Here is a 13,069-nt window from a genome sequence, read left to right on the forward strand (position 1 = left end):
TCGCGTGTTGAACTGCGATGTGGCGAAGCCTTAAAAAATAAATTGTTTCCTGGGAATAATTTATTTCTCCGTTGCTGGTGACGGTTCGAGGTGTACATGGAATTCGACGTTATAGTCGTGGGTGCAGGAGCAGTCGGTGGTTCAATTGCATATGAGTTAGCAACGCGAGGTTTAAGCGTATGTCGCATAGGTGAGACGGATCGCACATTTGCAGCTTCAAAAGCTGCAGGGGCTATGAATGGATGTTTCGGGGAGGTAACAAGCGGTTTACTTTCGAGTGAATATGGTCGATTGAAACTGGATATGGACCGAAAATCCCAACGCCTATGGTCAAGCTGGGCGCAGCGGTTGGCAACTTCTTCAGGTGATTCTAGTTCGTTATTTACCGCTATTGGGACCCATGTGCTGCTCAATACCGCTGGCATGGATGAGGTGGACAGCGTCAACTACGACACCATCGAGAGTACCCTTCGTGAGTATGATGAACCGTTCGAAATTGTTGATCCACGCAAGATGGAGTGGCTTAAGCCCAACCATCTGGTTCGCCCTTTGCGAGGGTTGTATATACCAAACGAACATTCGGTGAATTCGCACCTTTTACTGGAGAAATTAGATGCTGCATTTCTCACCGAGGGCGGCACCCTGAAAAATGAGAATGCTAAGCGCGTGTTGGCTGAGGGTGGAGTGGCGACGGGTGTCGAGTTGTACAGTGGGGAGGTTCTATGGGCAAAGCAGGTCGTGGTTGCCGCAGGCGTTCAGTCCCTGGATTTACTCAGTGATTTTGAAGAACTTGTAAAGAAAATTCCGCCGCTGTTCAGTGGTTATGGCGTTTCCATTCTGGTAAAGATGCCTGAAGGGGCCGATTTGCCGAGTTCGGTCATACGGACGCCAAATCGTGCCTTTGCATGCGGCTTACACTGCGTCCCTCGTGGGGATGGAGTCTTGTATTTGGGGGCAACTAACATTATTTCGGAGCGCCCAAAGCAAAAGGCTCTAATATCAGATGTTCAGTTTTTGCTTGATTGTGCTGTTGATCAGTTGAACCTGGACCTTCATGGCGCTGAAATAATTTCCATACAAGTAGGCAACAGGCCAATTCCAGCAGATGGCTTCCCATTGATTGGCGAGTGCTGCATCGAAGGTCTTTGGCTCGCAACAGGTACCTACCGAGATGGCCTGCACCAATCACCATTGTTGGCTCGGTATATAGCTGATTGCCTGACCGGTGTAGCGCCTCCCGATCTGGATCTCAGTCCTTTCAAACCAGTCCGTGCTCCGTTATCTGGGTTTGCCCGCGAGCATACAGTTAGGGAAACGGTACAGCAGATGTTTGCCACTGGGTATGAATATCGCTGGGATATAAAACCTTATTGGTTTCCTCTTCTGGATGAAGGGCTGTCGCGAAATTATGAGCAGCTGATAAATGACTTGCATCCGTCATTTACGCCTCCGCCGGAGTTGGTGGCATTCTCCTACATTTATGAGTCGATGTTGAAAAAACTTTCGCAGTATTACAAGGAGTGGTCATGAGTCTTGCTGAGCGTGAGTATCTTGCTATTAATCAAGCGCGGGCCATGTTGCAGGAATCCGGTGTCTGGGACTTGGAAGAAGATTTGAGTTGTCTTATTGATCGCTATATAGAACGAGTGGATAAAGGGCGTGCGATCGAAGAGTTTATGCTGGCGGTTCAAGAGCGCTGTAACCGAATTCCTCTTGGGTATATTGTTGGTATGGTGGAATTTGACAAAATGCCGCTGGTGGTAGGTAGTGGCGTGTTTATCCCTCGGCCTCACAGCCAAATCATTCACAAGTGGCTGGAGACCAGCGCTGCGCTTCGATTGGGAGCGAGTGTTCTCGATTTGTGTGCTGGAAGCGGCGCGATTGGTCTGGCAATCGCACGGCGCAGACCAGATCTGAAAGTGACATGCGTGGAGTTTGATGAGATAGCGGTGCAGTATCTCAAGCGCAACATCGACAGGCTTGCCTGCAAGGGGATTAGGGTCAATCAGTTGCAGGCAGACATTCGCGACGAAAAGGCATTTACGCGTTTTACACATCAGGTTGGTTTAATTGTCGCTAACCCTCCGTACGTTCCACAGTCTCAAGAGTTGCTGCCTGAATGGAGTGATCATCATCCACAGGCGTCAGTCTATTCCGGGGCCGATGGTCTTGAACTGATAAGGCAAATCATCACACTCGCGAACCAGCTCCTAACCCGTGAAGGTTGGCTAGTCATCGAGCATGGCGAGGGGCAGGCCCAAGCGGTACGCGAACTGTTTAATCAGAGTCAGCTGACAAATATAGAGACGGTAATCGACAAGGAAGCGTCCGACGCGTCGGGCAGTTCAGTAATGACCGTCGGATGCAAATCTCGTTGATTATCGTAAAGGAGTTTTAGCAATGGATGCGCAAACTAGACAAGACTGGATGAGCGTTCGTCGCGGTAACACTACTGGGGCGCTGGCGAAGGCTTACGAGGAAGGACTTACAGGTTTTACCGTTGCTAGTCGTGTGGGTAAGGACATTACCTTGCAAGACGGTGGTACGTTCACAGAGTTTGTGTCCTGTTCGTACTTGGGTTTAGAAACCCATTCGGCATTGATCGACGCCGCGCATCAAGCAATGGAAATTTCTGGCCTGCACCTATCGTCTTCTCGAAGTGCAATGCGCCCGAGTTACCTGCCTCAACTGGAAGAGTTGCTTGGTCAGGTCTATAGAGGTAGTGGCGTCGCGGTGTTTACCTCTACCAGCAGTGTCCACTTAGGTGTTTTACCGTTGCTGGGGAGTGGTTCGTTGAGTAGGTATCCGGTCAACAAACAAATTCACTGGCTGGTGGACAAAACCGCTCATGCTTCGATGCAGGTGCTTAGGGGGATTTTGGAGCAGTTCGGTCCTGTTTCTAGAGTCGAATCCACCAATCCAGAATCGCTCCCCGTAGCGCTGAAGGGCTGCACCGATAATGGTGAGACCCCTGTGCTTTTGATCGATGGAATCGGGTCGATGAGTGGGCTTGTACCCATCGCCGAGCTCTCACGGCAGCTAGAGTCGGCGCGGGGATACCTATATGTAGATGATGCTCATGGCATTTCGATCGTCGGACGTCATGGTGCGGGATATGCCTTTTCAGTAGTTGATCACTCGTTACCAGCAAATATTATCCTGGCGGGGTCTCTCTCCAAGGCTTTTGGTGGCTCGGGTGGCTTTGTCGTGGTTTCGGATTCGCGGGATATTGAAGTTATCCGAACGCTGGCGAATCCGCTGATATTTGGTCATTCCATTATGGTGCCCATGCTGGCGGCGAACGTTGCCTCGGCGAAAATCCATCTCAGTGAAGAGCTTGATGTGCTGCAACAACGACTTTGGGAAAACGTCAGCCTTTTGGATTCCCTCACCAATAACCAGTTGCTTAATGCAGGTATTCAGTCACCTGTCAGGGGAGCGTTCTTTGAAACAGAGGAGGCCGGTTTGCAGGCAGCGAGAACTCTGCGTGACCAAGGCATGCTGCTCTTCCCTGTATTTTATCCAATTATCGCCAAAGGCAAGGCAATGCTGCGTTTTGCGATATCTGCAAGCCACAGCGACAACGACATCAGTTTATTAGGGGGGGCTCTGAAGGCTATGACGAGCAAAGGGTTATGGACGCCTGCTATCAATGAATAGGAGCACACCTGACTGACGACTCTCTTCCAAAAATGGGCAACGGAGGTGGAAAAGATGAAACAACATGGACAGTTATCACAGACAGGCTCGTCTAACATTTTTCAGCCGCAGCGGGAGCGGCTTGACTTGATAAATTTGCAAGTTGTCGACCTGCTTGCTGAGCGAATGAAGGTTTGTATGGACATTGCCGAACTCAAAGCCGTCCATGGCATTGCGATGATGCAGCCCGGACGAATCTCCTACGTGCTCGACATGGTCAAGATCAAATCTGAGGCGGTGGGATTGAGGCCGTCTTACACCGAGTCGATATTCAAGCTGATTATAGAAGAGACATGTATTCAGGAAGACATACTGATCAATCAGTATCAGGCCCCGGGGCAATTTTCATGAAAATACTGCTGATTGATAACTTCGATTCCTTCACCCAGAACATCGCTCAGTATTTGTATGAGGTGACAGGCATTTGCGCTGATGTAGTCAAAAATACCATCCGGTACGATGAGCTGAGCATCGGACAATATGATGCTGTAGTACTGTCGCCCGGTCCAGGGCACCCCGGAGATAAGGGGGATTTTGGTGTTTGCGGTGACGTCATTCTCCATTCTCCTGTCCCGTTGCTAGGTATTTGCCTGGGACACCAAGGCATCGCTCAATTTCTTGGGGGAACCGTGGGGCACGCTCCCAACCCTGTTCATGGCTACCGCAGTCGCATTACTCATTCATGTAAAGGGCTCTTTCGAGATCTGCCGGATCAGTTCGAAGTGGTCAGATACCATTCGTTGATGTGCACAAGCCTACCAGCGGATCTCAAATGTACGGCCTGGACGTCTGAAGGTGTGGTCATGGCAATTGAACACATCACCAGACCGGTTTGGGGTGTCCAGTTCCACCCCGAATCCATCGATTCAGAATATGGTCATGCGCTTTTGAGCAACTTCATACGGATGGCGCTAGAGCATAACGACGCAATTAGAACTCGCTTAGAGTCCAGCATGGAATGTTCGTCGTCAAAAAATGCATACGTCGCGGTAGGGGGGATGCTGAATATGCAGCTTGCTTATCGTGAATTTTACGAGTGCACGGATCCACAATCAGTTTTTTTAACGCTCTATGCAGATGATCATTATGCTTTTTGGCTAGACAGCGAGAAGTCGGAAAGACCTAATGCCCGCTACTCGATTATGGGTAGCGGGGATACTCAAGGGGCGATAAGGCTTGAGTACGATGTCAACGATGAGTGCCTCAAGCTTTTGGGGCCCAAAGGTCAAAAAAGCATTAATGGTGACTTTTTTACACTGACTGCGCAGATCTTCGAATCTGTGCAAGTGGCAACCCCTCAGCACTTACCGTTTGTTTTCAAGGGTGGTTTTGTCGGCTACCTCGGTTACGAGTTGAAGGCATTAGCAGGCGGACTCAAAACTTATCGTTCGGTTAATCCGGACGCTTCATTTATGTTTGCACCACATTTCTTTGTCTTTGATCATCATGAAGAGAAAGTCTATGAATGTATGATGGTTGCGACTGGCGATGCTGTTGTTTGGCCGTCCTTACCTGATTTTCTCAAGCGTGATGATGAGTCAACAGGCCATTGCAGTACGTTTATTCCAGGTGCTGTAGACCAGCTGAAACTTTCGCTTGAGGACGGGCCAGATGATTACATTAGTAAGATCAATCAGTCGCTCAAGTACATCACTGATGGAGAGTCGTATGAGATCTGCCTGACGAACAGGGCAAAAATGGCATACGGTGGTGCGCCTTTGAGTGCTTATCGGCGAATGCGACAGGCCAGCCCAGTACCCTACGGTGCTTATCTCTCGTTTGCAGAGTTTTCAGTATTGAGCGCTTCGCCCGAAACCTTTCTTCGGATTGATGACAGCGGATTGATCGAGTCTAGACCGATCAAGGGAACCAGGCCACGTAGTAAAAAACTCGTAGAAGACCAAATACTACGCGATGAACTATGCAGTTCGGCCAAGGACAGGGCCGAAAACCTGATGATAGTCGATTTGGTTCGCCATGACTTGAATCAAGTGTGTCGGCCAGGGAGTGTTCATGTTCCTGAGATTTTTTCAGTCGAAAGCTTTTCTTCGGTTCATCAACTGGTCTCAACGGTTCGTGGGCACCTTCGCTCGGACGTGTCAACGATCGAAGCTATTCGAGCCTGTTTCCCGGGTGGCTCAATGACAGGTGCTCCAAAAAAACGCACGATGGAAATTATTGATGTATTGGAATCTTCTGCCCGCGGCGTCTACTCAGGCGCATTAGGCTGGTTATCTTTTAGTGGTGGAGCCGAGCTGAGTATTGTCATCCGAACAGCAGTGCTCCAGGGGAACGAGGCGAAATTCGGTATTGGTGGCGCAATTGTTGCGCAATCCAATCCACAGCAAGAGCTTGAAGAAACTTTGGTCAAGGCTAGCGTGCCTTATCACAGTTTTGTCGCAGGGAGCGAATCATGATGAGAGACGCGGTTGTTGTGTTAGGAGGCGCGGGTTTGGTTGGTTCATTGATCAGCCGCATTTTTATGCAATACGGATACGATGTCCGGGTGGTGGATCGCAGGGCTTCGGAGCATGTAAGTGGCTTCTATGAAGTTGATGTCACATGCCCGTTCAGCAACACCGAGCACATCTTCCAAGGGGCGGTTGCAGTGATCTTTGCACTGCCCGAAAGCGTGGCTATTCGGGCAATACCTTGGGTTGTAGGCTCTGTGTCGAGCGATGTTGTATTCATACCGACTTGTTCAGTTCAGGATCCATTTTATAGAGCATTGAAGGATACCTCGTCACACCAGCCTTTCGTTGGTGTCAATCCGATGTTTTCACCCAAGCTCTCAGTTCAAGGGCGCACCGTCGCAATTTGCCTGGAAGACGGCGCCTCGCCGTTGACCTTCATTGAGCAACACCTGATGGGCGCTGGGATGAAGATAAAGCGAATGACGCCGGTGGCCCATGATGAGCTCATGGCGCTCTGTCAGGCGCTGCCGCATGCCGCAATCCTCGGGTTCGGCTTAGCGTTGGCAAAGTCTTCGCTAGATCTGGAAAGCGCTCTTGAGGTGATGCCGCCTCCAATGCGCACAATGATGGCTTTATTGTCCCGGGTTCTGGTGAGTCCGCCTGAAGTCTACTGGGACATACAGCTAGAAAATGACGAGGCGAGCCATCAGCGCGCTGCGCTGGCGGAAGGAATGGAGCGCTTGATGAAAAGTGCCGCTAAACGGGATTACGACGAGTTCAGATGTGACCTACAAAGCATTTCAAATGCATTGGGCAGTCGTTTGAATTCGGGAGCCGTCGATTGTCAGCATATATTTTCATTGCTGAACTGATTACATCCTCGCCAAGGAAGCGCGTAGGAAACGTTTCTCGGGTGCAATGAAAAATGTCCCGTGATTTTTTTTAAGCAGTATGGAGTTTTACCTATGGCATTAATAACTGGGGTGACACACCGCGGGGCGCGATCAAAGCGTTGGTTAGGCCTATGCGTACTGATGCTGCCTGTATTGCTGGTGACAGTCGACAATACGGTACTTGGATTCGCGTTACCGAAGATTGCCGAGGCCCTGCGTCCGAGTGCTAGCCAGCAGTTGTGGATGATCGATGCATATTCGCTGGTATTGGCTGGGCTGCTGGTGTCGATGGGTGGTCTGGGAGACCGACTCGGTCATCGTAAGTTGTTGCTGGCCGGATCCTTGGGTTTTGCGATTGTGTCGGTGCTGACCGCGTATTCCGAAACCGCTGCGCAACTGATTGCCGGGCGAGCTTGTATGGGCGTTTTCGGTGCAATGCTGATGCCCTCAACGTTGGCGTTGATACGTTCGGTGTTTGAGGACCGAGAAGAGCGCAGGCTGGCAGTCGCGGTCTGGGCAACGACGTTGACGGTCGGTTCGGCACTCGGTCCTTTGGTGGGCGGGGTGTTGCTGGAATTCTTCAGTTGGGGGTCGATTTTCCTGTTGGCGGTCCCCGTGTTGGTGCCATTGCTGGTGTTGGGGCCACTGTTGCTGCCCGAGTCCGAGCGAGATGCTTCAGGACCGTTGGAACCGATCAGCATCCTGCAATCGATGTGCGCTCTTGGTGCCATTGTTTATGGCATTAAACACAGCGCCAGTAATGGTATTGACTGGATGGCGCTGACGGCATTTGCAACAGGAGCAGTTGCCGGCTGGATGTTTGTGCGTCGACAGTTACGTCTGCCAGTGCCGCTGATGGACCTGACTCTATTCCGCAGTGGCACCTTTAGCGGCTCCGTCGCGATCAATTTGATGAGTCTCGCGTTTCTCGTCGGCTTCGTATTCTTTACCACTCAGTTCCTGCAGATCGTCCTTCAGATGTCGCCCTTGAGTGCCAGCCTCGCGTTGGTGCCTGGTCAGGTCATGGCGATTGTCGTGGGGATTGCAGTCGTGCCTGTCGCGCAGCGGTTACAGGTGCATGTGCTGATACCCATTTTGATAGCGTTTGCCGGCGCAGCGTTTTTGTTGGTCGCCAGCATGGGCAGTAGCCTGACCGTTCTAGTGGTGGCTTTTGCCCTGCTGAACATTGGCGTGGGGGCGATCGCGACGGTTTCCAATGATGTGATCTTGTCAGCTGCACCACCAGCAAAGGCGGGCGCTGCGTCGGCCATTAGCGAAACGGCCTATGAAGTGGGCGTAGTTTTGGGGACGACAGTGCTCGGCGGTCTCGTCACCGCCTATTATCGCGGCGCATTGCAGCTTCCGGGGTTTCTCAGCGAAGTGCAGATGATGCTGGCGAGTGAAACATTATCTGGCGCTCATCATGTGGCGGCGAACTTGTCGGTTGGTGAAGCAAGGGAGTTGATGGCGCAGGCGGGAAGGGCATTCGAAGGTGGCATCGGTTTGGTTTCGTGGGTGACGTTCGGCTTGGCACTCATGGCGATTTTGATTGCTTGGCGCACTCTGCGGATACCGAAAGCGCAGTCTGCAGAGGGGCATTGATCGAAAACGAAGGTTGGGCCGCGCATCGCGCGGCTCGAGCATTTCAGCTCAACGCTTGCTCAACGGCCGTCCGCAGGTATGCTGTTCGCCTGCCGAGGAGATTGAAAATGGCCTACGATTTTGACCTTTATGTGATTGGCGCCGGTTCTGGCGGTGTGCGGGCTGCTCGATTTGCTGCCGGTTTTGGCGCGAAAGTGGCCGTGGCCGAGAGTCGCTATCTGGGTGGCACTTGTGTGAACGTCGGCTGCGTGCCGAAAAAGCTGCTGGTCTACGGCGCGCATTTTGCCGAGGACTTCGAGCAGTCGTCCGGTTTCGGCTGGACACTTGGGGAGGCGAAATTTGATTGGGCGACCCTGATTGCCAACAAGGACCGCGAGATCAATCGCCTCAACGGCATCTACCGTAACCTGCTGGTCAACAGCGGTGTGACCTTGCACGAGGGCCATGCCAAGATCGTTGATCCGCATACGGTCGAGATCAACGGCGAGCGCCACACCGCGGAGAACATCCTGATCGCTACCGGCGGCTGGCCGCAGGTCCCGGAAATCCCGGGGCACGAGCATGCCATCAGCTCCAACCAGGCATTCTTCCTGAAAGAGCTGCCAAAGCGCGTGCTGGTAGTCGGTGGCGGCTACATTGCCGTCGAGTTTGCCGGGATCTTCCACGGGCTGGGCGCCGACACCACCTTGCTGTATCGCGGTGACCTGTTCCTGCGTGGCTTCGACGGCGCGGTGCGCAAGCATTTGCAGGAAGAGCTGACCAAGCGCGGTATGGACCTGCAGTTCAACGCCGACATCGAGCGCATCGACAAGCAGGCCGATGGCAGTCTCAAGGCCACCCTCAAGGACGGTCGTGAGCTGGAAGCCGATTGCATTTTCTACGCCACGGGCCGCCGGCCGATGCTGGATAACCTTGGGCTGGAAAACACGGGCGTCAAGCTCGACCACAAAGGCTTCGTCGAAGTTGACGAGCAATACCAGACCGCCGAGCCGTCGATCCTGGCGCTGGGTGATGTCATCGGTCGGGTCCAGCTGACGCCTGTCGCGCTGGCTGAGGGCATGGCGGTAGCGCGACGCCTGTTCAAGCCCGAGCAATACCGTCCGGTGGATTACAAAATGATCCCGACCGCGGTGTTCAGTTTGCCGAACATCGGTACTGTCGGCTTGACCGAGGAAGAGGCGCGGGACGCCGGGCATGAAGTGGTGATCTACGAAAGCCGTTTCCGCCCGATGAAGCTGACCTTGACCGAGTGTCAGGAGCGCACCCTGATGAAACTGGTGGTCGACGCGAAGTCCGACAAGGTGCTGGGTTGTCACATGGTCGGGCCCGATGCCGGTGAAATCGTTCAAGGTCTGGCGGTCGCACTGAAGGCCGGTGCGACCAAGCGCGACTTCGACGAAACCATCGGCGTCCATCCGACGGCCGCCGAAGAATTCGTCACCATGCGTACGCCGGTCGATCGTTAATCGGCTGTTGCAGCGTCTGGGGCTGTCGCAATGGCAGCCGCCAGGCGCATGCTTTCATCAAGGCTCGCCCGGGTCTTTTGCAGTTCTGTTTCCAATCCCTTGTTGAGCTGCGACTGCTCTTCAACGCTCTGTTTAAGCGACTGGCTTTCCAGCAAAGCTGCGCGCAGGCGTTCCTGGAGGAGGGTGCGCTCGCTGTCGATGCGGTTGACTTGCTCCAGCAACTGATCCTGGCGGTTATGCGTGTGCTTGAGCTGTTCCTGCATCAGGCTCAGCTCACGCAGCGTGCCACGGTTCTCCGTCAGCAGGCGTTCATTGTCCCGATGCAGCTGCGTGATTTCGTCCTGGCGTATCAAGGCGCTCTGCTGGGCCTGGCGCAGCTCCATCTGAATTTGTTGTACCTGCCCTTCATGGCGGCGCTGCTCCTGCTCACGCTGTTCCTTGACCGCGTTGCGATAGTGCTCCAGCGCGTCGCGGGCGTGCAGGTGCTTTTCTTCCAGAGAGCGAATCTGCTCATCCTTGTCCTGCAAGCGCAATTCGAAATCTGCCAGCGCCTGGTTGAGTCCCGCGTTGCGTGTCTGCTCGGTCTGCAATAACGCGAGCGTGTTCTGCAGAGTGTCCGATTCCTGGGTGAGGGCCAGGGTTTGCACTTCGTATTGCTGTTGCAGCTCGGTATTGGCTTCCATCGCTTGGGCCAGCTGTGCATCCAGCGCCTTTTTCTGCTGATCGAACTGCGTGCGAGCCTGGTCAATGGGCTCCTGCGCCTGCTCTTTAAGCCGTTGGGCGAGGCGGGCTACCAGCCCTGCGAGTTCGTCATCGATCGGTTCGCTGGTCGCATCTGCAGGCTCGGCAGCGTCGTCGAGCTCCTTCAAATATCGGTGAATAGTAGTCTTTGAGCCGGTATTGCCCATTTCTATGCGTACAGCGTCAATGCTCGGGTGTTCGCCCCGGGCAAGGATTGCCAGGCGTGCCGTTTGAACCACTGCTTTGTTAATGCCGCCGCGAGCCATGAGCTCTCCTACGATTTCGTACTGTGGTACATACCACCAAAAATCAATTGTACCACGATTAGATAATCAGAGATAATTCTTAAATACTCACGTGGGATATATTGGTATTATCCCGTGTGATAAGCTTTTACAGTAGTAAGCCGCCCCAAATCAGTACACAAAGCCCTGTAGGAGCGAGCTCGCTCGCGAAAACCCCGCAAGCGCCGATGGCTAACTAACCCCCGCTATCGTTGACGACCATCGCGAGCAAGCTCGCTCCTACTGAAGCAGGCTCCATGAGCGTATTTTCAAGAAGGCAGGTTCCATGAGCGGGTTTGATCGTTCAGAAGGCAGGTCGCATGAGCGAGCTTGATCGTTACCTTAATGCCGCCACCCGCGACAACACCCGGCGTAGCTACCGCGCCGCCATCGAGCACTTCGAAGTCAGCTGGGGCGGCTTCCTGCCCGCGACCGCCGACAGCGTCGCGCGTTATCTGGTGGCGCATGCGGGCGTACTTTCGATCAACACCTTGAAGCTGCGCTTGTCGGCGCTGGCCCAGTGGCACAGCAGCCAGGGGTTTGCCGACCCCACCAAGGCGCCGGTGGTGCGCAAGGTGTTCAAGGGGATCCGGGCACTGCACCCGGCACAGGAAAAGCAGGCCGAGCCGTTACAGCTGCAGCACCTGGAGCGGGTGATTGCCTGGCTTGAACGAGAGGCGCAGATCGCTCAGGCCGAACACGATCAACCGGGCTTGTTGCGCGCCAGGCGCGACACCGCGCTGATCCTCCTGGGATTCTGGCGAGGATTTCGCAGTGACGAGTTATGTCGCGTGCAGATCGAGCACGTCCAGGCCAGCGCCGGTGCCGGAATCAGCCTGTATTTGCCGCGCAGCAAGGGTGACCGTGACAACCTCGGCAAGACCTACCAGACGCCAGCGCTCCAGCGCTTGTGCCCGGTGCAGGCTTATATCGCCTGGATCAGCGCCGCCGCGTTGGTGCGGGGCCCGGTGTTCCGCGGTATCGACCGTTGGGGGCATCTGAGCGAGGAGGGTTTGCACCCCAATAGCGTGATTCCGCTGTTGCGCCAGGCGTTGCAACGCGCGGGCATCGCCGCCGAGCACTACACCAGCCATTCCCTGCGCCGGGGTTTTGCCACCTGGGCGCATCAGAGCGGCTGGGATCTGAAATCGCTGATGAGTTACGTCGGCTGGAAAGACGTGAAATCGGCGATGCGTTACGTCGAGGCCAGTCCGTTTCCCGGCATGACCCGCCTGGTGGAAAAGCCACTGGCGCCCTAGATTCCGTTTTCTTCTATTAATACTGTCGGCTAATAGCGAAAACCAATCAGTAGCATGAGCTTTGCCAATGAGCCATCGAGGGATTGGATAGGTAGGATTCATCTCATCAACTTTTCAACCCCTGACGGAGAGTCATCGATGCCTATCATCAACAGCCAAGTTAAACCGTTCAAAGCTGACGCCTTCAAAAATGGCGACTTCGTAAAAGTCTCGGACGCTGACCTGAAAGGCAAATGGTCGGTCGTATTCTTCTACCCGGCGGACTTCACCTTCGTTTGCCCAACCGAGCTGGAAGACCTGGCCGACAACTACGAAGCGTTCCAGAAGCTGGGCGTTGAAATCTACAGTGTTTCCACCGACACCCACTTTGCCCACGCTGCCTGGCACAACACTTCGCCAGCCATCGGCAAGATCCAGTACACCATGATCGGCGACCCGACCCACGCCATCTCCCGCAACTTCGACGTGCTGATCGAAGACGCTGGCCTGGCTGACCGTGGCACCTTCGTGATCAACCCTGAAGGCCAGATCAAGATCGTTGAACTGAACGATGGCGGCGTTGGCCGCGACGCTTCCGAGCTGCTGCGCAAAATCAAGGCTGCTCAGTACGTTGCTGCTCACCCAGGTCAGGTTTGCCCAGCCAAGTGGAAAGAAGGCGAGGCTACCCTGGCTCCGTCCCTGGACCTGGTCGGCAAGATCTAAGACTGTGAA

The 13,069-nt window shown here is 54.0% G+C and carries 11 protein-coding genes; 10 read left to right on the forward strand and 1 reads right to left on the reverse strand.

Annotation, left to right across the window (positions count from 1 at the left end; translation table 11 throughout):
• Positions 1–96 precede the first annotated feature (96 nt).
• From AAEZ09_RS18685 to gorA, 8 genes are all read left to right on the forward strand, one after another.
• Complete coding sequence (locus tag AAEZ09_RS18685) at positions 97–1,530, forward strand: NAD(P)/FAD-dependent oxidoreductase (RefSeq protein WP_350600306.1); 1,434 nt, start codon at positions 97–99, stop codon at positions 1,528–1,530.
• Entirely contained in the window at positions 1,527–2,378 is an 852-nt protein-coding gene (locus AAEZ09_RS18690; RefSeq protein ID WP_350600307.1) for a HemK/PrmC family methyltransferase, read from the forward strand. Before AAEZ09_RS18685 ends, AAEZ09_RS18690 begins: the two co-directional genes overlap by 4 nt.
• A gap of 22 nt (positions 2,379–2,400) precedes the next feature.
• Positions 2,401–3,660, forward strand: coding sequence for an aminotransferase class I/II-fold pyridoxal phosphate-dependent enzyme (locus AAEZ09_RS18695; protein ID WP_350600309.1), 1,260 nt, complete (start codon positions 2,401–2,403; stop codon positions 3,658–3,660).
• Positions 3,661–3,714: 54 nt separating this feature from the next.
• On the forward strand, positions 3,715–4,050 hold the full coding sequence (locus AAEZ09_RS18700; RefSeq protein ID WP_350600310.1) for a chorismate mutase: 336 nt from the start codon (positions 3,715–3,717) through the stop codon (positions 4,048–4,050).
• Positions 4,047–6,116 (forward strand): aminodeoxychorismate synthase component I, encoded by a 2,070-nt coding sequence (gene pabB / locus AAEZ09_RS18705; protein WP_350600312.1) that lies wholly within the window; start codon positions 4,047–4,049, stop codon positions 6,114–6,116. The genes AAEZ09_RS18700 and pabB overlap by 4 nt, the downstream gene beginning before the upstream one ends.
• A complete protein-coding gene (locus AAEZ09_RS18710) occupies positions 6,113–6,985 on the forward strand; it encodes a prephenate dehydrogenase dimerization domain-containing protein (protein ID WP_350600313.1) in 873 nt (290 codons plus the stop codon). Before pabB ends, AAEZ09_RS18710 begins: the two co-directional genes overlap by 4 nt.
• A 162-nt stretch (positions 6,986–7,147) precedes the next feature.
• Positions 7,148–8,608 (forward strand): MFS transporter, encoded by a 1,461-nt coding sequence (locus tag AAEZ09_RS18715; protein ID WP_350600314.1) that lies wholly within the window; start codon positions 7,148–7,150, stop codon positions 8,606–8,608.
• A 107-nt stretch (positions 8,609–8,715) separates the two neighbouring features.
• A complete protein-coding gene (gorA, locus tag AAEZ09_RS18720) occupies positions 8,716–10,074 on the forward strand; it encodes a glutathione-disulfide reductase (protein ID WP_350600315.1) in 1,359 nt (452 codons plus the stop codon).
• On the opposite strand, the gene AAEZ09_RS18725 is transcribed toward gorA, so the two are convergent.
• Complete coding sequence (locus AAEZ09_RS18725; RefSeq protein WP_350600316.1) at positions 10,071–11,081, reverse strand: DNA-binding protein; 1,011 nt, start codon at positions 11,079–11,081, stop codon at positions 10,071–10,073. The genes gorA and AAEZ09_RS18725 overlap by 4 nt on opposite strands.
• A gap of 338 nt (positions 11,082–11,419) precedes the next feature.
• On the opposite strand from AAEZ09_RS18725, the gene AAEZ09_RS18730 reads away from it, so the two are divergent.
• Positions 11,420–12,358 carry a site-specific integrase gene (locus tag AAEZ09_RS18730; RefSeq protein ID WP_350600317.1) on the forward strand — a complete coding sequence of 313 codons (939 nt, stop codon included), beginning with the start codon at positions 11,420–11,422 and terminating at the stop codon, positions 12,356–12,358.
• A 138-nt stretch (positions 12,359–12,496) separates the two neighbouring features.
• Positions 12,497–13,060 carry an alkyl hydroperoxide reductase subunit C gene (gene ahpC, locus AAEZ09_RS18735; RefSeq protein ID WP_045058314.1) on the forward strand — a complete coding sequence of 188 codons (564 nt, stop codon included), beginning with the start codon at positions 12,497–12,499 and terminating at the stop codon, positions 13,058–13,060.
• The last annotated feature ends 9 nt before the right edge of the window (positions 13,061–13,069 follow it).

The sequence above is a fragment of the Pseudomonas sp. 65/3-MNA-CIBAN-0223 genome (assembly GCF_040310425.1).
In the GTDB taxonomy this organism is placed as follows: domain Bacteria; phylum Pseudomonadota; class Gammaproteobacteria; order Pseudomonadales; family Pseudomonadaceae; genus Aquipseudomonas; species Aquipseudomonas gregormendelii.